19 protein-coding genes are annotated in these 21,820 nt (G+C 36.1%); 1 reads left to right on the top strand and 18 read right to left on the bottom strand.

The annotated features are described in order from the left end of the window. Nucleotides 1–40 precede the first annotated feature (40 nt). The 8 genes from pknB to gmk are packed head-to-tail and all read right to left on the bottom strand — an operon-like array spanning nucleotide 41 to nucleotide 9,439. Nucleotides 41–2,023 carry a Stk1 family PASTA domain-containing Ser/Thr kinase gene (gene pknB / locus KPF49_RS02590; RefSeq protein ID WP_221265240.1) on the bottom strand — a complete coding sequence of 661 codons (1,983 nt, stop codon included), beginning with the start codon at nucleotides 2,021–2,023 and terminating at the stop codon, nucleotides 41–43. Then, nucleotides 2,024–2,755, bottom strand: coding sequence for a Stp1/IreP family PP2C-type Ser/Thr phosphatase (locus KPF49_RS02585; RefSeq protein WP_183674186.1), 732 nt, complete (start codon nucleotides 2,753–2,755; stop codon nucleotides 2,024–2,026). 12 nt (nucleotides 2,756–2,767) lie between these two features. Beyond that, complete coding sequence (rsmB, locus tag KPF49_RS02580; RefSeq protein WP_183674184.1) at nucleotides 2,768–4,060, bottom strand: 16S rRNA (cytosine(967)-C(5))-methyltransferase RsmB; 1,293 nt, start codon at nucleotides 4,058–4,060, stop codon at nucleotides 2,768–2,770. Further along, nucleotides 4,050–4,994 carry a methionyl-tRNA formyltransferase gene (gene fmt, locus KPF49_RS02575; RefSeq protein WP_183674182.1) on the bottom strand — a complete coding sequence of 315 codons (945 nt, stop codon included), beginning with the start codon at nucleotides 4,992–4,994 and terminating at the stop codon, nucleotides 4,050–4,052. The genes rsmB and fmt overlap by 11 nt, the downstream gene beginning before the upstream one ends. Nucleotides 4,995–5,002: 8 nt before the next feature. After that, nucleotides 5,003–7,378: a primosomal protein N' gene (gene priA, locus KPF49_RS02570; protein ID WP_183674180.1), complete on the bottom strand. Its 2,376-nt coding sequence runs from the start codon at nucleotides 7,376–7,378 to the stop codon at nucleotides 5,003–5,005. Then, a complete protein-coding gene (gene coaBC, locus KPF49_RS02565; RefSeq protein WP_183674177.1) occupies nucleotides 7,378–8,565 on the bottom strand; it encodes a bifunctional phosphopantothenoylcysteine decarboxylase/phosphopantothenate--cysteine ligase CoaBC in 1,188 nt (395 codons plus the stop codon). Before coaBC ends, priA begins: the two co-directional genes overlap by 1 nt. 56 nt (nucleotides 8,566–8,621) lie before the next feature. Continuing rightward, complete coding sequence (gene rpoZ / locus KPF49_RS02560) at nucleotides 8,622–8,816, bottom strand: DNA-directed RNA polymerase subunit omega (RefSeq protein ID WP_183674175.1); 195 nt, start codon at nucleotides 8,814–8,816, stop codon at nucleotides 8,622–8,624. After that, nucleotides 8,816–9,439: a guanylate kinase gene (gmk, locus tag KPF49_RS02555; RefSeq protein WP_183674300.1), complete on the bottom strand. Its 624-nt coding sequence runs from the start codon at nucleotides 9,437–9,439 to the stop codon at nucleotides 8,816–8,818. The genes rpoZ and gmk overlap by 1 nt, the downstream gene beginning before the upstream one ends. 127 nt (nucleotides 9,440–9,566) lie before the next feature. Here gmk and KPF49_RS02550 point away from each other — a divergent pair, with 127 nt between their 5' ends. Further along, nucleotides 9,567–11,267 carry an Rqc2 family fibronectin-binding protein gene (locus tag KPF49_RS02550; protein ID WP_183674173.1) on the top strand — a complete coding sequence of 567 codons (1,701 nt, stop codon included), beginning with the start codon at nucleotides 9,567–9,569 and terminating at the stop codon, nucleotides 11,265–11,267. A 368-nt stretch (nucleotides 11,268–11,635) separates the two neighbouring features. Here KPF49_RS02550 and pyrE read toward each other — a convergent pair whose 3' ends face one another. The 10 genes from pyrE to ileS all read right to left on the bottom strand — a co-directional run bounded on the left by pyrE (nucleotide 11,636) and on the right by ileS (nucleotide 21,653). Further along, the gene (gene pyrE / locus KPF49_RS02545) at nucleotides 11,636–12,244 is read right to left on the bottom strand and encodes an orotate phosphoribosyltransferase (protein WP_183674171.1); all 609 of its coding nucleotides are present in this window, start codon (nucleotides 12,242–12,244) and stop codon (nucleotides 11,636–11,638) included. Next, a complete protein-coding gene (gene pyrF, locus KPF49_RS02540) occupies nucleotides 12,244–12,936 on the bottom strand; it encodes an orotidine-5'-phosphate decarboxylase (protein ID WP_183674169.1) in 693 nt (230 codons plus the stop codon). The genes pyrE and pyrF overlap by 1 nt, the downstream gene beginning before the upstream one ends. A 9-nt stretch (nucleotides 12,937–12,945) precedes the next feature. Beyond that, nucleotides 12,946–13,848, bottom strand: a complete 903-nt coding sequence (locus KPF49_RS02535) for a dihydroorotate dehydrogenase (protein WP_183674167.1) — start codon at nucleotides 13,846–13,848, stop codon at nucleotides 12,946–12,948. Beyond that, nucleotides 13,845–14,594, bottom strand: a complete 750-nt coding sequence (locus KPF49_RS02530; RefSeq protein WP_183674165.1) for a dihydroorotate dehydrogenase electron transfer subunit — start codon at nucleotides 14,592–14,594, stop codon at nucleotides 13,845–13,847. Before KPF49_RS02530 ends, KPF49_RS02535 begins: the two co-directional genes overlap by 4 nt. Before the next feature lie 13 nt (nucleotides 14,595–14,607). Beyond that, complete coding sequence (locus tag KPF49_RS02525) at nucleotides 14,608–15,870, bottom strand: dihydroorotase (RefSeq protein WP_183674162.1); 1,263 nt, start codon at nucleotides 15,868–15,870, stop codon at nucleotides 14,608–14,610. Next, on the bottom strand, nucleotides 15,836–16,753 hold the full coding sequence (locus KPF49_RS02520; RefSeq protein WP_183674160.1) for an aspartate carbamoyltransferase catalytic subunit: 918 nt from the start codon (nucleotides 16,751–16,753) through the stop codon (nucleotides 15,836–15,838). The genes KPF49_RS02525 and KPF49_RS02520 overlap by 35 nt, the downstream gene beginning before the upstream one ends. Nucleotides 16,754–16,792: 39 nt before the next feature. Beyond that, complete coding sequence (gene pyrR, locus KPF49_RS02515) at nucleotides 16,793–17,308, bottom strand: bifunctional pyr operon transcriptional regulator/uracil phosphoribosyltransferase PyrR (RefSeq protein ID WP_246562789.1); 516 nt, start codon at nucleotides 17,306–17,308, stop codon at nucleotides 16,793–16,795. A 223-nt stretch (nucleotides 17,309–17,531) separates the two neighbouring features. Next, the gene (locus KPF49_RS02510) at nucleotides 17,532–18,437 is read right to left on the bottom strand and encodes an RluA family pseudouridine synthase (RefSeq protein ID WP_183674156.1); all 906 of its coding nucleotides are present in this window, start codon (nucleotides 18,435–18,437) and stop codon (nucleotides 17,532–17,534) included. Beyond that, nucleotides 18,427–18,906 (bottom strand): signal peptidase II, encoded by a 480-nt coding sequence (gene lspA / locus KPF49_RS02505; RefSeq protein ID WP_375781555.1) that lies wholly within the window; start codon nucleotides 18,904–18,906, stop codon nucleotides 18,427–18,429. The genes KPF49_RS02510 and lspA overlap by 11 nt, the downstream gene beginning before the upstream one ends. An 8-nt stretch (nucleotides 18,907–18,914) precedes the next feature. Then, nucleotides 18,915–21,653, bottom strand: a complete 2,739-nt coding sequence (ileS, locus tag KPF49_RS02500) for an isoleucine--tRNA ligase (RefSeq protein WP_183674153.1) — start codon at nucleotides 21,651–21,653, stop codon at nucleotides 18,915–18,917. Nucleotides 21,654–21,820: the final 167 nt, after the last annotated feature.

Raw genomic sequence — 21,820 nt, 5'->3', positions numbered from 1 at the left:
ATAAGATTTTTTGTAAACGCCAATATTTCACGAAAATAATTTATTCATTTTTTATTGACTCTTCGAATACCTTATTCCCATCTACTTCGATTTTATAACGTCCAGTTTTACCTTCATCAAGTACAAGGTTAATTGTATACGGTGTATCTTCATTAATCTCAAATGAATCTTCAACATCATCTATACTACGTGTCTTGTCATCAATATACACTGTGACTTTTTTCGGTTTAGATTTTTTCTTCTTATCTTTTTTATCTTTTGAAACGGAATCATTAGAATCAGAATCTTTAGAATCGCTATCCTTGGAATCATCATCACCATATGGAATTGTGACATTATGCTGAAACTCTTTTGCTTCTTTAGGGGCTTTACCTTTAGATACTGTTAAATTAATTGGTGAGCCTGGTAAAAATGCACCGTAACTTGGATCTTGTCCAACGACGATACCTTTATCGTAATCATCACTATATATTTCGTTAACGATATTAATGACGAATCCTTGACTTTCAAGTGTTGCTTTTGCGTTTTCAAAACTGTTACCGATAAAATTCTCAATTTCAATTGGCTCTTGTCCGAGTGATACTGTTAACGTAATACTCTCTTCTTTTGGAATGATTTTAGTACCTGGTTTAATTGATTGTTCGATGACATCACCCTTGTCGACATCGTCAGAATACTCTTCTTCAATATTGACAGATTTAAATTCTAAACTGTCTAGCTTTTCTTTTACAGAGTCGACAGATTTATTTGTAAAGTCTTCCATTTCGTACGGCTCTTCTCCGTCAGAAACATTTAAATCAATCGTGTCGCCTTCTTGTAAAATTTTACCAGATTTTGGATTTGTATTAATGACGTGGTTTGTTTCAATCGAATCATTATATTCTCTCGACACTTCTCCAATGTTCAATCCAGATTCTTCTAACGTTTCTTTTGCTTCATTTAAACTCATACCTTTGACGTCAATCACTTCAACTTCTTTAGGTGTAGATTTTATAAATAAAGCTGCTGCTGCAGTACCACCAATTAAAAGAAGTAGTAATAAAACTAGCCAAGGCCATTTTCGTCTTTTCTTTTTCTCTTCCTTTTCTTCAACAGGTGGTGTGGGTTGTGGTTCTTTTTTCATAGGATCTTTTTTCACTGGTGGTGGTACGATTGGCACCGTTTGTTCAGCCGCTTTTTCTTTTTTCTCATTCGTTTCATAAGCGGTTGTCATATTTCGGTAATTAAGTAAGTCACTTATTACTTCTCCAGCATCACTATATCGATCGTTAGGATCTTTTTCTGTACATTTATAAACGATGTTTTTTAATCCAACCGGTACATCTTCACGAACGTCATCGATATTAGGCATTGGTGACTGAATATGCTGTAATGCAACTGATACTTGAGTTTCTGCTTGAAATGGTAGTTCTCCAGTTATCATTTCATAAAGCATAATCCCAAAACTGTAAATATCCGCACGTTCGTCAGCGATTTTACCTTTTGCTTGTTCGGGTGAAATATATTGAACAGACCCCATGACTTGGTTTGTTTCAGTGAGTCTCGTTTCAGATAAAGCTTTCGCAATTCCGAAGTCTGTAATCTCTAGCTGGCCATTTTCATCGATTAAAATGTTTTGAGGTTTAATATCTCTATGAATAATTCCTCGATTATGTGCGTGTTCAATTCCGCGTAGCGTCATTAAAGATAACTCAACAATTTTATCGAATGGTAATGGTTTGTTTTGATCGATATAAACTTTTAAATTTGGTCCGTTAATATATTCAGTGACGAGAACATGATATTCACTTGTGTCGTCTACGTCTAACACTGTCACAATATTTGGATGATTCAAACGTGTCGTATTTTGAACTTCTCGTTGAAATCGTTCCATCATTTTTTCTTTATTGTATGGATCAGATTTAATAAGCTTTACAACGACTTCTCGGTCTAAAATAATATCATCGGCTAAATAGACAGAACTCATCCCGCCACCGAGATATTTTTTAAGGCGGTAGCGTTCTGAAATAATATGTCCTTCCATTTATACCTCACCCGCCTTCAAATCGATGACGAGTGCACTAATATTATCTTTAGATTCTAGTTCCTCTGCACGTTTAACGACTGCTTCTGCTTTATTGTCAGACTCAAAAACGATTGTTTTAATAGATTCATCGTCTAACACATCCGTCACACCATCACTCGTCAGTAAAATGTAGTTATATAAATGATTTTTTAAACGAAACACATCAGGTTGAATGAGTCGATTGGTGCCTAATGCTTTTGTCACAATGTTTTTTTGCGGATGTGTTTTTGCTTCATCTTTTGTTATTTCACCCGATTCAACGAGCATATTTACAAACGTATGATCGTTAGTAATCTGTCTAATCTCATAACGTTTTAAACCGTATGCTCTAGAGTCTCCAATGTTAAAGATAAAAATCATTTCATCGAAAAAGGCAGCTAAAACAAGTGTTGTTCCCATATTTTTTTCGCTTGTATTTTGACTTGAATAGTCGTACAATTCGCGGTTTGTTTGGATAATTAGATCTCTTACGAACTTTTCACCATCTTCAGGTTTAAAGTAGTTTGTCGGTTCGAACTTTTCTTTAATTTTAGTTGCTACAAATTGTGAAGCGACTTCACCTTGTTCGTGTCCACCCATACCATCTGCGATTAAAGCAATTGTTTGGTCGGTATTATTTTTGATAATGCTAACGGTATCTTCGTTAATTCCTCTAAAATTACCACAAATACTTTTTTCGTAAAAATTCATAACTTTCCTCCCTTATAGCTTCTTAAATTTCGCAATAAAGAAACCATCGGTATTAAATTCATGTGGGAGAATTTGACGATGATTTCCTTTAAATTTAAAATGAGGAATTTCAAATTCGCCAAACTCTATATCATCTGATTGTTTTTTAAACGTATACGCAACATTTTCGTTTTCCATTTGATGAATTGTACATGTTGAATATACGAGTATCCCACCAGGCTTTAAAAACTCTTTAACATGATGAAGTATCGATAGCTGAATATCTACAAGTGAATCGATATCTTCCTTTTTTAAATTATATTTAATTTCTGGTTTACGTTTAACAACTCCAAGCCCTGAGCATGGTGCGTCTACGATTATTTTATCGTAAATTTTGTCATAGGAATCTGTTGTTGCATCTTTTAATAATATATTTAAGTTTGTGTGTTTGAGTCGTTTAGATTCGTTATCGATTAATGTCAATTTGTGCTCGAATATGTCAGAAAAATCAACGTGTCCGTCCATATTTTCTAACGCGTGGAATCCTTTACCACCCGGCGCACTACACGCATCTAATATTAACTCATTACCGGACGGGTCAAGTGCGTAGTTCACACACATTGAACTTGCGTCTTGTATACCGAATAAGCCCTCACGGTAAAGGTTAGAATCTGTGATTCCGCCACCTTTAACGATAATTGCATTTTCGTGAATATCTGATTTTAGAGCGGTGATTCCTTCTCTACTAAATTTTTCAAGTAACTCATCTCTTGAGGTAAGTTTTCTATTCACCCTAACATACATATTTGGACGTTTTAATAATTCATTTAATATATTTTCAACTTCATGAATTGAATAGTGACGCATTAAATGATCGACAATCCAAAGTGGCATTGAATACTGAATTGACAGTCGTTTTTTATCGTTTTTAATGTCAGAAATTTTTTGTTTCTCTTCTCTTAAGTAACTTCTTAAAATTGCGTTGATTTTATTACCATCTTGTTTACCACCGCCTTCTTTAGCAATCTCAACCGCTTCATTGATGACTGCATAGGACGGAATTTTATCTAAAAATTCAAGCTGATAAATACTAACGATGAGTAAATGACGTTGCCAGCGTTTTAACTTCGTCTTTATAAATGGACGAAGGTAGTATTCTAGCGTTAGTTTTCGTGAAATTGAACCGTAGACGATTTCAGTAAAGAGCGCACGGTCTTCACTTGAAAACTGACTGTCATTAATTATTTTGTTTATGACTAAATTTGAATATCCACCATCGTCAATAACTGCTGTGTAAGCATCGAGTGCTTTTTTTCTAACTGTCATTATCTACACCAAAGACTTGACCAATTAGTGACTGATTGTTTTCAATAAACTGAAATGCTGGCATTCTTTTACGTCCGGACGGTTGAACTTCTAGAATTTCTACATCGTAATCGTTTGTTGAAACGATAAAACCACCTTTTGTATCTTTTAGAATTGTTCCAGGCGTTTCTTTAGATTTACTCTTTAAAATTTTAGATAAATATAATTTTAGACGCTGGCCGTTAATTGTTGTGTAACTTCCTGGGAACGGATTTAATCCACGAATATGGTTAAATATCTCTCTTGCTGAACGGTTAAATTCAACGTATTCATCATCTTTTTCAATATTTGGACTGAATGTAGCGTCCGCATCGTTTTGTGGTGTACGGCTATTTTCTTTATTTAAAATAGCAGGTAATTCTTTAATTAAAATTTTCGTTCCGAGTTCACTTAAACGGTCGTGCAGTGTTCCGACTGTATCACTCTCTAAAATATCCGTTTTCACTGAAGCGATAATGTCTCCAGCATCTAACTCTTTAGCCATGTACATGAGTGTGACCCCTGTTTCTTTATCACCCTCTAGAATTGAGCGGTGAATCGGTGCACCGCCGCGATGTTTTGGTAGAAGTGATGCATGCACGTTGACACACCCAAGTTCAGGAATATTTAAAACATCTTCACTTAAAAGCTGGCCATATGCTGCAGTGATAATGATGTCTGGATTGTATGATTTAATTTTTTCAACGGACTCTGGATGACTAATTTTTTCAGGTTGATATAGATCAATCCCTAAATCAGCTGCTTTTTTCGCGACAGCTGGTGGAGTTAACTTACGTTTACGACCGACTGGGCGGTCAGGTTGAGAAACGACTAAGTCTACGTTAAATTGTTCATGTAATTTTTCTAATATTGGTACTGAAAAATCTGGAGTACCCATAAATATAATATTCGTCATGCTTTCACCTACATAATATATTCTGGATCGACGTCTATACGTAATGCTGTTTTTGTTTTTTGATAATTAATACTATATTTTGTATCGAGTTTGTGAAGTACGTCAAAAAGTTCTGGTTCACTTTTATATTTTAATATAATTTGAAATCGATATTTGTTTTGAATCCGTTCAATTGGTGACGGACTTGGCCCGATAATAATTGAACTTTTAGAGACGTGATTTTGAATTTCTTTGTGAACGTCACTCGACGCTTTTATAACGTCTTCGATATTTTCACTTGAAACTGTAAATAATATGTGAAAATAGTACGGGCTATAACGTGCGAGTTTTCTAAATTCCATCTCTCTTAAAAAGAACTCTCGGTAGTTATTATTTTTTGCGAGTTGAATCGCGTAATGATCTTCGTTATATGTCTGATATACAACTTCACCTTTAATATCACCACGACCTGCGCGTCCTGATACTTGTGTTAACAGTTGAAACGTTCGTTCATTTGCCCTATAGTCCGGTAAGTTTAATATTGTATCAGCGTTTAACACACCAACGAGCGTGACGTTTTTAAAGTCTAAGCCTTTAGCAATCATCTGTGTTCCAAGTAAGATCGGGACAGATTCTTCTTCAAACTGTTTTAATAGTTTTTCATGTGCGCCTTTTTGTCTCGTCGTGTCAATATCCATTCTAACAATATCGACATTATATGTGTCCCTTAACACTTCTTCTATTTTCTGAGTGCCTGTACCTCTTAAACTTAAATCATGTTCACCACATACACCACATGCATGAGGCATTGGCTCTTCATACGCACAGTAGTGACACATGAGTGAGGCGTTAGACTTATGATACGTTAAACTAATATCACAGTTTGGGCACATCGGGACGTGTCCACAGTTTTGACAGACTAAAAAGTTCGCATATCCTCTTCGGTTTAATAAAAGAATCATTTGTTCATCTTTTTCAATACGATCACGTATTTTCATGTCGAGATTTCTTGAAATAATCGACGTATTCCCTGCTTCACGTTCTTTAGACATACTCACAATCTCTGGAGTTGGGAGTGTTTGATTTGTCGGACGTTTCGTTAACTCTAAACGTTTATAAACGTTTACTTCACTTCTCGCGTATGATTCTAAACTTGGTGTTGCGGACCCTAATATTAACGGACAATTAAAGTATTCCGCACGCCACTTCGCAACTTCTCTTGCGTGATAATAAGGTCTTTCGTTTTGTTTATATGTCGACTCATGTTCTTCATCGATAATAATACATCCAATATTATCAAACGGTGCGAATACGTTACTTCTTGCACCGATTGAAATTCTCGCACGACCTTCACGAATTTTTCGCCACTCATCGTACCGTTCCCCGTGACTTAACATCGAATGCATAACTGCAACATCATCACCAAATCTTGATTTAAAACGGTTGACCATTTGTGGGGTGAGTGCAATTTCAGGTACCATCATAATCGCATTTTCACCGCGATTTAGCACTTCTTCAATCACTTGAAGATAAACTTCAGTTTTACCACTACCTGTAATTCCATGCAGTAAAAACGTTTCGTGCGTGTTATTTTGAATCGACTGATTGATTGCTTTAAATGCACGAGCTTGTTCGTCAGTCAGTACTTTCTTTTTATCTTCATAAAATACGCGGCCTTCAAATGGATCACGTTCGACTAATATATCGATTTTTTTACAGAAACCTTTGTCTACGAGTGCATTGATAATGCCGATAGAGTATCCTTCTTCTTCGATAGATTCGTACGTCATCGGACCTTTATTTTCAACGAGTTCAAGAAGTTCGATCTGTTTTACTGCACGACTAGATGGTCTCGCATCTAAATAATTTGACTCAATACCCCGACGTGTTTTCATTTTTGTATGCTGCTCAAATTCTTTTTCTTCGTATATATCTTTACTATTAATAAACGGAATGAGTAACTTTAAATCATCCATCGTTAAATTTTTAACATTTATTTTATCGTTATGAAACTGTTTAAACTGATTCACTGCTTCAAGTGATGCTTCGTTTGACAGTTTTAACACGGATTTTGATTTCATTTTTAACGCTGCTGGAAGTATCGCTTCAATAACTTTAATATGTCTCTCAACGTAATAATCCGCGAGTTTTTTACTTAATTCAATCAGTTCTTTTGTTAAGACGGGCTCGATATCCATAACTTTTTGGATTTCTTTAATTTTTGATGGATCTAAATCTGTATGTTGACTGACTTCAATGACAAACCCTTGAATCATCCGTGGACCAAAAGATACAAATACTCTAGAACCTGGTTGAATTTTATCTTTTAAATGATCTGGGATTTTATACGTGTACAGTCGGTCGACATTTTTACTGGAAATTTGAACGATGACTGATGCGTACATTATTCGTCCACTCGCTTTTTAATTTCGTCGATAATTGAATGTGCGATGTCTATTTTTGTACCGTAATTTAACTTTGTGTGTTCACCATTTTTATAATACATCGTAATTTCGTTATAGTCGCTATTCATACCGATTGCTTTGTTTGAAACGTCATTTAAACAAATTGCATCGATATTTTTCTTTTTTAACTTTTTTAGAGCATTTTCTTCGACATTGTCTGTTTCTGCAGCAAATCCTACGACGTACATATTGTCAGTATTATGACCGACATATTTTAAAATATCTGTCGTTTCTTTTAACTCGATAATGTCTAATTGATCAGTATCTTTTTTAAGCTTTTTATCTGCAACAGTTTTTGGCGTATAATCTGAAACTGCTGCAGAAAACACACCGATGTCATTGTTTAAATTATTTTTAACTGCTTCAAACATTTCTTCAGTCGATTCAACATTTAAAACATTTACACTGCTTGGTACGTCTAAATTCACCGGTCCACTAATTAAAGTGACATCTGCACCTCGCTCACTAAACGCTTCAGCGAGTGCATATCCCATTTTTCCACTTGAATAATTTGTTAAATAACGAACGCTATCAATTCTTTCTTGTGTCGGACCAGCAGTTATTAATACACGCTTTCCTTTTAAGTCTTGATTCAGTGATAAAATACGGTTCATTTCTTCAATGACTGTTTCTAACTTCGCAAGTCGACCATCTGCGTTATACCCGCACGCTAAAAATCCAGTTTCACTATCTACAAAGTGATACCCATCTTTTTTTAACGTATCGATGTTACGCTGCGTCGCTTTTTTATGCAGCATATTGACATTCATTGCAGGCATAATCATGACTGGCTTTTTGTTCGCGGCAAGGACGTTTGTTAACATGTTGTCGTAAATGCCATTTGCAAGCTTTCCAATCGTATTTGCGGTTGCGGGTAAAATTAAAATAATATCTGCCCACTCACCGAGTTTAATGTGTGATATTTCAGCAGGATTTTCTTCTTTAAACGTATCGACATATACGTGATTTCTTCCAATTGCTTGAAACGCAAGTGGCGTTACGAACTGAAGTGTGTTTTCAGTGAGTACAACTCTAACATCGTGCCCAAGTTGCGTTAGTTTACTCGTCGCGTCAATTGCTTTGTAACTTGCGATACCACCAGTAACACCTATTAAAATATTTGCCATTATTTTTCACCTCTAATAGTAAAGAAAAGCTGACAAAATACTTTGTCAGCTTACGATTAGTTAATTCGTTTAACGTGGCTATGCGCGATTTCTTCTAACGCTTTACCTACTGTTTTTTTAGATTTATAATCTTCGAATACCGCGTATTCTGGATGATCTTGTAATTCTCTCGCGCGTTTAGCTGCCATAATTACAATCATATATTTTGAGTCTTCGTTTTCTTTTAATTCATGAAGTGATGGGTATAACATTACTCTTCTGCCTCCAATAATAATTTTCTTAAGTTTCTTTCGACTCTTGAACGTCTTAAATGATTCGCCTCGACAATGCATCTTATTTTACGTTTTGCCTCTTCAATCGAATCGTTAATGACGACAAAGTCGTATAAATTCATTAAGTTTAACTCTTTTTTTGCTTCACTAATACGGTGTTCTATAATTTCTTTTGAATCTGTTCCTCTTCCAACAAGTCGAGATTCTAAATGATCAATTGATGGCGGTGCTAAAAAGATAAATAGTGCTTCTGGGAATTTGTCGCGCACTTGTTTTGCACCTTCGACTTCGATTTCTAAAAATACGTCATGCCCTTTTTCCATCGTCTCATGTACGAAATCCACTGGTGTACCGTAATAATTACCAACATATTTCGCATACTCTATGAATTTGTCTTGTTCAATTAACTCTTCAAATTCTTCATGTGTTTTAAAGAAGTAGTCAACACCGTCAACTTCTCCTTCACGTTTATCTCGAGTTGTCATTGAAATTGAATACTTAAAATTAGTTTCTTCATCATCAAATAGTGCTTTACGCACTGTACCTTTACCAACGCCTGAAGGTCCAGATAGAACAATGAGTAATCCTTTATCGTTTGTCATTCGCAGTAAACCTTTCATTAAAGTGATTACCCTTAACTTTACCATAATTATGAGATAATTTCACTATATGTACGACGGTGTTATAATAGAAAAAGTAAATTGATATGTAACGAGGAGGTTACTTAGAATGGCACTTGACGGAAATTTCATACATGAATTGATGAATGACTTTAAACCCCTCATTGGCGGGCGTATAAATAGAATCCATCAAATCGATCCATCTACTATTATATTAAAAGTACGTGCAAATAGAGAAACAAAAACACTATTAGTGAGTAGTCATCCAAGCTTAGCGCGTATACACTTTACAAATGAAACATATGAGACACCATTTGAACCTCCGATGTTTTTAAGAATGTTAAGGCGCGATTTAGAATCTGGAATTATACAAGACATTAAACAGATGGGTAATGACCGTAGAATCCATATAATCGTCTCTAATAGTGACGAAATTGGTGACACGATCGAACGAACATTAATAATAGAAATTATGGGCCGACATTCTAACATTATTTTAGTCGATGACGATGAAAAAGTGATATTTGCAAATAAACATATTTCATCGTCAGAAAACGAACGTCCGATTCACCCCGGGATTACGTACGAAACACCCCCAACAAAACCGAAACTAAATCCAAGAACAGATGAACTTAACGAGTTACCAAAATTAATTGACTTTAACGGGGGCAAAATCAACCGACAAATTCTCAATAATGTTGAAGGACTTAGCCCACTATTTATTAGTGAAGCAGAAAATAACGTTAGATTTTGGAGTCGAGACAATATCGTTTCTGGTATAAAAAAGACTCTCGACAAATTAACAGTAAACCCGACGTTATATATCGGAAAACGCGACCAGTTTTACTATAGCGAACTTGAAACATTGAATCAGAAATACGATGAAAAAATTCACTTTGACACACTTTCAGAGTTACTTGACGAGTTTTATCATTCAAGATATGTAAAACAAAGTATTAAACAAAAAGCGAACGATTACTTATACGTCATCGAGCAAGCGTATGATAAGACAAAACGTAAAATTGAAAACTTAAAAGAAGATATTAAAGAGTCTTATCGTAAAGATGATTATCAAAAATACGGTGAGTTGCTTACAGCATATATGCATGAAGTTAAGCCTTTTAGTAAAGAAGTCACTGTTTTTGACTACTATGAAAACAAAGAAATATCGATTCCGTTAAAGGTGAATTTATCTCCAGCGGATAACGCACAAAGATATTATCACCTATATAACAAGATGAAAAACCGTGAAATAGAAGCTAAAAAACAACTTAAACTTGCGGAGATGGACGTCGAATATTTAGATACGCTACTTCACCAAATGGAAATGATCTCAACAAACGAAGAAGTCGATGAAATTCGTGAAGAATTAATGCAAGAAGGTTTTATTAAGAAAAGAAATTCGAAATCACGTAGTAAAAAGAAAAAAGTAAACTTAAATAAATATAAGACGACGCACGGTTTAACTGTACTCGTTGGTAAAAATAATAAGCAAAACGACTATTTAACAAACCGTTATGCGAGTAAAAATCATCTATGGTTTCACGTTAAAGATATGCCAGGGAGTCACGTTGTGATTACACATGTTGAAAGCGAAATAACTGAAGACGATATATTGGATGGAGCAAAAATCACAGCGTATCATTCTAAAGGGAAAGAATCACAGTCAGTACCTGTCGACTATACAGAAATCCGCTACGTAAAAAACATTCCAGGCACAAAACCAGGATTCGTTACTTATACCGACCAAAAGACCATATACGTCACCCCAGTCGAAAGAGAAATTCGTGAAATGAGAGATAATGACTAGATATTAATGATATTTGGTCGTTTATCGTTTAATTTTTTGATAGTAGCTAGTATCGTATGCGAAATTTAAAACTCATCGACACAGAATGAAGTATCGTATGCGAATTTTATTTTCGTAGACGATACAAAGATTATCGTCTACGAAAAAGTGGAAATCGAGAAATTCGTAAACGATATTTGTCAAATCGTCTGCGACTGAAAATTTCGTAAACAATACTCTTATTTGTGTCGGTGAGAATTACTTTTCATAGACGATAGATAAGATTTGCATACAAATTCTAAACTCGTAAACGATAAAAAACCTGTCATCCACGACATCTATATACTAATAAAAAGAAGCACTCGACCTTTAGGTCGAGTGCTTTCATTTTATAATTCATCTCTAAATTTTTTAACGAGCGCGATATCTTCCTTATCGAGTCTATTTGTTTCTTCACATAACTCAAGCATCTCGTCAATTGTACTTAAACTATCATAACTTAAACCTGCGTCTTCAAAGTTTTCTTTTAAGACGTTTAACTCATAACTAAATACACTCATCACTGAAATGACTTCTGCACCAGCTTCTTCTAAAGCTTTTGCTGCTTTTAAGCTCGATCCGCCTGTTGAGAATAAGTCTTCGATAAGGATAACTTTCTTACCTTCAACTTCTCCACCTTCAATTTGTTTACCTGCACCGTGCTTTTTCTTTTCGCCGCGTACGTAAACCATTGGTAAATCAAGGCCTGCTGCTAAAAATGCAGCGTGCGGAATGCCTGCAGTTGCTGTGCCTGCGATGACTTCAACGTCAGGATAATTTTCTTTTATCTTTTTAATAAATAATGTAATGAGTTCTTTTCTCTCTTTAGGAAATCCAATTGTTTTACGATTATCGCAGTAGATTGGAGATTTAATACCACTCGCCCATGTGAATGGATCGTTTGGTTGAATTTTGACCGCTTCAATATCTAATAATATTTCTGACACTCGTTGACTCATTATTTCCCCTCCCACATTGCTTTAATTTTATGATAACTTTCAACTGGGTTGTCTGACTGTGTAATTGGACGTCCGACAACTATGTAATTCGACCCAAGTTCTCTTGCTTCATCTGGTGTTACAATACGGACTTGGTCGTCCGTTTGATTTTCTTTTAGGCGAATACCTGGTGTAATTGTTAAAAAGTCTGGACCAATTTTTTCATGTAGCATTTGACTTTCTAATGGTGATGAAACAACTCCGTCTAGACCAGCATCATGAGTCAATTGAGCTAAATTTAATACTGATTCTCTAAGTGGTAATTTCGACTGAAGTTCTTGTTGAACCATATGCTCATTTGTACTCGTTAACTCTGTAACCGCAATACAAATTCCGTCTGGATTATATTCTTTAAAGCTTTCATTTGCGCGGCGCATCATTTCACTACCTCCACGTGCATGTACGTTAACCATTTGTACATCTAAACGTCCAAGGCCTGCCATCGTACGTGACACCGTATTTGGAATGTCATGAAGTTTTAAATCTAAAAATAAGTCGTGCCCCATCGCGCGAATTTCTTTAATGACATTACGTCCTTCTAGCATATATAATTCCATACCAACTTTAACGTATAGTTTTTCATCGAATTGTTTTAAGAAGTTTTCTACTTCTTCATAACGATTAAAGTCAAGTGCAATAATTGGTGTATTCATTGTATCCTCCTAAAGAGTTCTCCCTTTTATGTCATGTATATGTTTAATATTATTGTTTTTTAAGTATTCTTCAAGTCCGTCAATTAACTTCGGACAAGTCATTGGATCTGTAAAGTTTGCGGTACCGACTGCAACTGCATCCGCTCCAACTGATATAAAGTCGATCACGTCTTGAACGTCTGTAACACCGCCCATCGCTATAACTGGCATATCTGGTAGAGCTTTTTTCACTTGGTACACCATATTTAATGCAACAGGCTTAACAGCCGGGCCAGATAAACCACCTGTAATGTTGCTAATAATCGGTTGACCATCTCCATCTAGTCTCATACCGACAAGTGTATTAATCATCGTAATTCCGTCACAGACATCTTTAACAGCCATCGCCATGTCAACAACAGATGTGACGTTTGGTGATAGCTTCACGTATACTGGTACTTCTGAAACTTCATAGACCGCTTTTGTTAAATTGTATGCCATTTCTGGATCTGTCCCGAACTGGATACCGCCTGCTTTGACGTTCGGACAACTAATATTTAATTCTAATGCATGGACGTTTTTCGCTTTAGAAATACGTCGTGCAACTTCAACATAATCGTCGATTGTCGTTCCCGCAACATTTGCGATTAACGGAACATCGAATTGCTCTAAAAATTTAAGTTCATGTTCTAATACATGATCAAGTCCTGGATTTTGAAGTCCAATCGCGTTTAACATCCCGGAATCAGTTTCAGCAACTCTAGGTGTTGGATTTCCTTTACGTGGTTCGACTGTCGTTGCTTTAATCATAATCGCGCCGAGTTTTGATAAGTCGTAAAACTGACTGTACTCTTCTCCAAAACTAAAGCAACCTGATGCTGGCATGATTGGATTTTTTAAAGAGAGACCAGGTAATTCTACATTTAAACTCATAGTATAATCTCTCCTTTTTTAAATACTGGACCGTTCACACATAATTTCACTTGCCCGCCGTCTTTTTTATCAGCAACACAAGCGTAACATGCACCAAAGCCGCATCCCATACGTTCCTCTAACGAAATGTAACCGTCCATATCTAATGTTTCACTTAAAACTTTTAACATTACTTTTGGGCCACATGCATAAAACTTATCAAATTCAGTATCTAGATTTTCAATAACGTCTGTTACAAAACCTTTCGTTCCGTAGCTACCATCTACTGTTGCAACGTATGTATCACCTAAACGACTAAACTCATCTTCATAGAAAACTTCACGTTCAGAACTAAATCCGAGTACATGTGTTGTTTTAACACCGATCTTGTTTAACTGTTTAGATAACTCTAGTAATGGTGGGACTCCGATTCCACCACCAACAATTAGTACATGATTCGATTTTTCAACTGGGAAACCATTACCAAGAGGTGCTAACACGTCGACGCTATCTCCGCTTTGTAGTTTCGAAAGCTCTGTAGTACCTTTTCCACCTGCACGATATACAATCGTAAAAGTCCCATTGACAGCATCAACGTCCGATATGGAAATCGGACGTCTTAGCATAAACGCTGAAGTCTCATTCACACGTATATGTGCAAACTGACCTGGCGTTTTCATTTTACTTGTAATCGGGCCATGGATCACCATTTTATAAATATTATGTGCAATTTCTTCTTGAGATTTTACACTGAGTACGTGATTCATGTCGACACTCCTATTATTTTTCGTAGACGATTTTTCCGTCACAAATTGTCATGTAAATATCTGACTCTAGTGCTTCACCAATAAACGGTGAGTTACTTGCTTTAGATACGAATCCATCTTCAGTAATCGTCACGTGATCTTCTAAATCGATGATTGTTAAATCAGCAGCTTTTCCTTCTTTAATTTCACCGCTATCAAGATTAAACACTTTACTTGGTTTAACTGTCATAAAATCAACGAGTTGTTGTAACGTAAATACTTCTGTTTTTACAAGTTTTGTATAAAGTAACTGGAATGCGTGTTCAATACCGACAATTCCAAATGGTGCTTTCGAAACACCAACCGCTTTTTCATCTTTATGATGCGGTGCATGATCTGTAGCGATAAAATCAATTGTCCCGTCGAGTAATCCTTCAATTAATGCCTCACGGTCGTCACTGCCACGTAATGGTGGGTTCATTTTAAAGTTTGGATCTAACTCTTTAAAGTCATTCTCATCTAATACTAAGTGGTGTGGAGTCACTTCTGCAGTAACTTTAATACCTGCACGTTTTGCATCACGAATGACTCGTACAGATTCTTTTGTTGACACGTGACAGACGTGGTAATGACAATCTGCTGCTTCAGCAAGTAATACGTCACGTGCAATTTGTGTTGACTCAGCAAGGCTTGGAATTCCTTCAACGTCAAGTCTTTCTGAAACGTCACCTTCATGTACCGCACCTGTACCAGCGAGGGAGTTGTCTTCAGTATGTGCAACGATTGGCATGTTAATTGATGCTGCTTTTTTCATTGCTTCATACATTACTTTAGCTGTTTGTACACCGACACCGTCATCTGTGAATGCAAACGCACCGTGTGCTTTTAATCCGTCAAAATCAACGAGTTTTTCTCCACTTAACCCTTCAGTAATCGATACATATGGTAATACGCGAATGGCTGCGTCACGCTCAATAATTTCATTGACCTGATCAAGTCTTTCAACCGTATCGATAATTGGTTTTGTGTTTGGCATTGGGCAAACTGTCGTAAATCCACCTCGTGCAGCTGCTAAAGACCCCGTTTTGATCGTTTCTTTATGTTCAAATCCTGGTTCTCTAAAGTGAACATGTACATCGACTAGACCTGGTGTTAACAGTTTACCTTCTAAGTCGATGATGTCATGACCACTTTCCTCGATAGATTCGTTAATCTCTTTAATCTTACCATCTTCAATTAATACATCTTTTTCGATGAACTTATTATCTAACAGTAACTTTGCTCGTTTTAAAAGCACTAGATTTCTCTCCTTCAAGAACTCTTTCTAAAATACTCATTCTGATAAATACACCATTTGCCATTTGTTCGAAGATGACACTCTTATCACCTTCAACACACTCGTCAGTGATTTCTACACCGCGGTTCATTGGTGCTGGGTGCATTAATATCGCGTCATCTTTCATGCGTGCAACACGACCTTGGTTAATACCGTATCTTTGGTTATATTCGATATTTGATAGTAACATTTTTCTGTCGTGACGTTCGTTTTGTACACGTAACATCATAACAACATCACACTCTTCAACCGCTTCGTCTAAATCCATGTAAGGCACACCTAATGAATGATCTTGATATTCTTCAGGACCTGAGAAGTATACTTCAGCACCCATATTACGTAGTGCTGTTGCGTTTGATTTTGCAACGCGTGAGTGAACGATATCCCCTACAATGACGATTTTTAGTCCGTGAATACGGCCATGGTGCTCGTAAATTGTCATCATATCAAGTAGAGATTGTGAAGGGTGGCTTCCACTTCCGTCTCCACCGTTGATAACTGGAATGTTAATTCCTTCTAATTGCTCGTAGTACTTATTATCAGGGTGTCTAATAACTAATGCATCTACACCGATTGCTTCTAGAGTTTTACAAGTATCGTATAATGACTCACCTTTTTGCACTGCAGATTGTGATACTTCAAACGGAATTGCATGCATACCAAGTCTAAATTCAGCCATTTCGAAACTTGATTTTGTACGTGTTGACGTTTCAAAGAATAAGTTACAAACTGTTGTATCTTCTGCAAATTTTGAGTAATCACCTTTTTTAATTTCTTGTGCGCGAGTAATAATTTCGTAAATCTCTCTAGGTGATACGTGATCCATTGATAATAAGTTTTTCATTGTATATTGCCTCCGGTTTTTTAGATTTTGGAGTTTAGATTAAGAAATTGAGACCGAATTCTCGCCGTCGACTTCTTCAATTTGTACGACGACATCTTCTTCACTTGACGTTGGAATATTTTTACCGACAAAATCTGGACGTATTGGTAACTCTCTATGTCCTCTGTCAACGAGCACTGCAAGTGAAATCGTCTTTGGTCTGTGGTGGAACATTACTGCGTCGATTGCCGCTCGAATTGTTCGACCTGTTTGTAGTACGTCATCAACAAGTACGACGTGTTTGTCGTTTAAATTGATACTTGTATCGAGACCATCTGTATTTTCACTTCTCTTTGTGTCGTCTCTAAAGTTTTGAATGTCAATCGTACCACCATCGACAGGATGTCCTTCAATTGTCTCGATTTTTTCTCTCATTCTATTACCGAGATATTCACCGCGTCTTTTAATACCAAGAAGTACGATATTTTCACTGCCCTTATATTTTTCTAAGATTTCGTGCGACATTCTCGTTAAGCTTCGGTTAATTCCTTGTTCATCTAAAATAGTTCTCTTCATTACAAGAACCCTCCTAATAATCATAAAAAAATACTCATGCCTAAGACATGAGTATACGCGTAGCAAAACTGGCCTATATATTCTATATAGTGACACCAGTATTATATATATACGTTTCATCATGTCTTTTCGGCCTCACGGGACCAGTTTTAAAGACACATAAGTATTTATTTATGTTGATTATTATATTAGTCTTCTTCTTAATATTTGTCAACAATATAAATTAGCTTTTTTCAAAACGTATTTTTTCAAGTATCGAATTAAATTCTTTTGGTAAATCTGAAGAAAAACTTAAACGTTCTTTTGTAGTTGGATGTGTAAATCCAACTGTTTTTGCATGTAATAATTGTCCGTCAGTTTTAAACTTACTTTTTCTACCGTACACAGGGTCTCCAACGATCGGATAACCGATATAATCCATATGAACACGAATTTGGTGTGTACGACCAGTTTCTAAAATCGCTTCGATTAATGTGTAATCTAGAAAACGTTCTAAAACGTTAAAATGTGTCACTGCATCTTTTCCGTCATCAACGACTGCCATTTGTTGACGTTTTTCTTTATTACGTCCAATTGGTGCGTCAATAGTCCCTTTATTGTGTGGAATTACTCCGTGAACAAGCGCAACATATCGTCTATCTACCGTCTTATCTTTTAGCTGTTCGCTTAATTCACGGTGTGACACATCATTTTTTGCGACCATTAAAAGACCACTAGTGTCTTTATCAATTCTATGAACAATACCTGGGCGGTATTCACCGTTAATACCTGATAATGACTCTAGTTGATAAAGCAACCCATTTACTAACGTATGACTACTATGTCCAGCTGACGGGTGTACCACCATACCTGACGGTTTATTTATAACTGCAACGTCTTTATCTTCATAGATAATATCTAAGTTTAAATTCTCCGGTGTTATATCAACTGTTTCAATTTCACGTTCGTAAACTGTAATTACGTCATTTAACTTCACTTTGTAATTCGGTTTAACGACCACGTCATTTACAACGATATTTCCTTCTTTTAAGCGATTTTGAATTTCCGTACGAGAGCTGTCTTCTATTTCTTTTGTAAGTAACTGATCGATTCTTTTATTTACGTTACTTTCATCAATTTTAATTTCCATTTGCTTCACCACGCTCTGAAAAGATTTGAATAATCATTAAAATGACACCGATTGTTAAACTAGAATCCGCGACGTTAAAAATCGGAAAGTCATATGAGAAAATCATCGTATCAATCATATCGACAACTTTCTGAAATAACACACGGTCAATGAAGTTCCCGAATGCGCCTGCAATAAGTAATGTTAATGAGATTTGTAATAACAGATCATTTTTTGCTTCTTTTTTATAAAAGAATAAAAGCATGATAATCACAAATACAGTAATAATGTAAAATAGCCACATTTTACCTTCTAACATTCCCCACGCTGCACCTTCGTTTCGGTGTGACGTAATTGATAAAAAGTTGTCGATAATTGGTATAGATGCCCCGTAGTCCATATATTTAACTACGAGGAATTTTGTTAATTGATCAATCGCAACAATGACTATACCAAGTATACTCATCGGCAAAATTCGGTAAGCTTTCATCGTCTCACCTAGTTTTCGCCAACGACAGAGCGGCAACGATCACAAATGTCATCTTTACCTGTCACAAGGTTTTCATCAGTCTTATAGTTCCAGCAGCGCGCACATTTCTCACCGTCCGCATGCTCGACTTTTACAGTTGAATTTGCGTACTCTGTACCGTCTTCTAATTCATCAACAATTTCAACTTGTGACACGATGAATAACTGAGTAAATTCAGAGTTAATGCTGTCTTTATCTAGCCCTTCAGGTAATGTTAACGTCACTTTTGCATCCAGTGACTTACCGATTACTTTTTCGTTACGAGCGACTTCTAATGCTTTATAAACATCATCACGAACTGCCATAATTTGTGCCCATTTTTTTAGTACTGCTTCATCGACGTCTTCTTTGTCACTAAAGTATGTTAAGTGGATACTTTCAGCAGTTCTGTTTGGTGAATGATCGTAAATGTCTTCAGCTGTGTGAACAAGCACTGGCGCTAACACTTTTGTTAAGTCTTCTAAAATACGAAATAGAACCGTTTGAACACTACGTCTTACTCTAGAATCTTCTTTTTCGATATATAAAATATCTTTTGCATAGTCTAAATAGAAGTTTGATAAGTCTACGTTGATAAAGTTCTGTAATGATTGATAAATCGTAATGTAGTTGTATGCGTCATAGTTGTCTCTAGTTTCGTTATAGAACTTACTAAATTTGTTGTACATATATTTGTCAACATCATATAAATCATCGTATGCGACTTTATCAGTTTCTACGTTAAAGTCACTTAAGTTACCAAGTAAGAATCGCACTGTGTTACGGATTTTACGATAAACGTCTGACACTTGTTTTAAGATGTCATCAGAAATACGAACGTCTTCTTCAAAGTCACTTGAGAATGCCCATAAACGAATGATGTCTGCACCCATTTGGTTCATAATCTTCGTTGGATCTACGACGTTACCGAGTGATTTAGACATTTTTTTACCTTCTCCGTCCATAACAAATCCGTGTGAAAGTAATTCTTTATATGGTGATACACCACGCGTTGCAACACTCGTAATCAGTGAAGAGTTAAACCAACCTCTATATTGGTCTGAACCTTCAAAATATAAGTCTGCTGGATATGTTAAGTAATCTCTCTCGTCTAACACACCTCTATGAGTTGATCCTGAGTCAAACCAAACATCCATAATATCTGTTTCTTTTTCAAATTTACCATTTGGTGAGCTTTCGTGCGTAAACCCTTCTGGTAATAAGTCTTTAGCATCCCATTCAAACCAAATGTTACTACCATGTGTTTCAAATAATCCTCCAACGTGTTCCATAACTTCAGCATCTACAATTGGTTCACCATTTTCAGCATAGAAGAATGGTAGAGGTACACCCCATACACGTTGACGAGAAATCACCCAGTCTCCACGATTTTTAATCATATTGTACATACGTTCTTTGTTCCACTCAACTTGGAATTTTGTGTCGTTTAATGCATCTAAAATTTCTTCTCGTACGTTTTCAATTGACGCAAACCATTGTGGTGTTGCACGGAAGATTACTGGTGTTTTAGAACGCCAATCATGTGGATATGAGTGCGTAATGAATTTAAGTTTAATTAACGCACCAGCTTCATCTAAATCTTCTCCAACTACTTTGTTTGCATCATCATAGTATAACCCTTCATATTTACCTGCTTCTTCAGTAAATACACCTTTATCATCCACTGGAGATAAAATATCAAGATTATAATGTTGTGCAACTTTATAGTCGTCATCCCCGTGACCTGGTGCTGTATGGACAAGTCCTGTACCACCGTCTGTTGTTACGTGGTCACCTAAAATAACGAGACTCGTACGGTCAAATAATGGGTGTTTCGCTTCAACGCGTTCAATTTCAGAACCTTTAAATTCTTTCGTTCTTTCGACTTTGTCTTTATCCCATTCGACTTCTTCTAAAAATGTGTCAATTAAATCTTCAACGATAACGTATGCTTCACCTTCATAATTAAACTGAACATAGTTTAAATCAGGATGTACTGCGATCGCTAAGTTTGACGGAATTGTCCAAGGTGTCGTTGTCCAGATTACTAAGTTCACACCTTTTTCAAGTACGTCATTACCATTTTCAACTTTAAATGATACATAGATTGATGGTGAACGCTTATCTTTATATTCAAGCTCTGCTTCAGCTAAACTTGACTCTGATACTGGTGACCAGTAGACAGGCTTTTTACCACGGTAAATTAACCCGCGTTCTGCCATATCTTTTAAGACACGTACTTGTGCCGCTTCAAATTCAGGTTTATAAGTTAAATACGGGTTATCCCACTCTCCATCGATACCCATACGCATAAAGCCTTCCATTTGGCCTTGAACTTGTTTGTTTGCGAATTCTTCACATTTTTTACGGAATTCGCTAATTGACATTTTGTTACGGTCTACACCTTTATTTGTTAGTGCTTGTTCAATCGGTAAACCGTGTGTGTCCCATCCTGGAACGTATGGTGTAAAGTAACCTTGCATTTGTTTGTTACGGTTAATAATGTCTTTTACGATTTTATTTAACGCGTGACCCATATGAATCGCACCATTTGCATACGGTGGGCCATCGTGTAGTACGTAAGGTTCATTACCTTTATTTAGTTCAAGTTTCTTGTTGTATAAATCCATTTCTTTCCAGCGTTTTTGCATATCTGGTTCTTTTGTAATTAATCCACCGCGCATTTTAAATTTCGTATGCGGCATGAGTAGCGTATCTTTATAATCCATTCAAATTTCCTCCTAAATTAAAAAAACTCTTCATAGTCAAAAAGGGACGATTATACCGTGTTACCACCCTAATTGACTCATGAAGAGTCCACTCGTTTATATATTCATAATAATTAAATATTAGTGATATCAATATATTTATTTTCTAGAGCTTTCACCACCCTCTA

It is taken from the genome of Nosocomiicoccus ampullae (assembly GCF_019357495.1).
Classification (GTDB): Bacteria; Bacillota; Bacilli; order Staphylococcales; family Salinicoccaceae; genus Nosocomiicoccus; species Nosocomiicoccus ampullae.
Note: the sequence above shows the minus strand (reverse complement) of the source record. Positions and strands in the feature narration are given on the sequence as shown.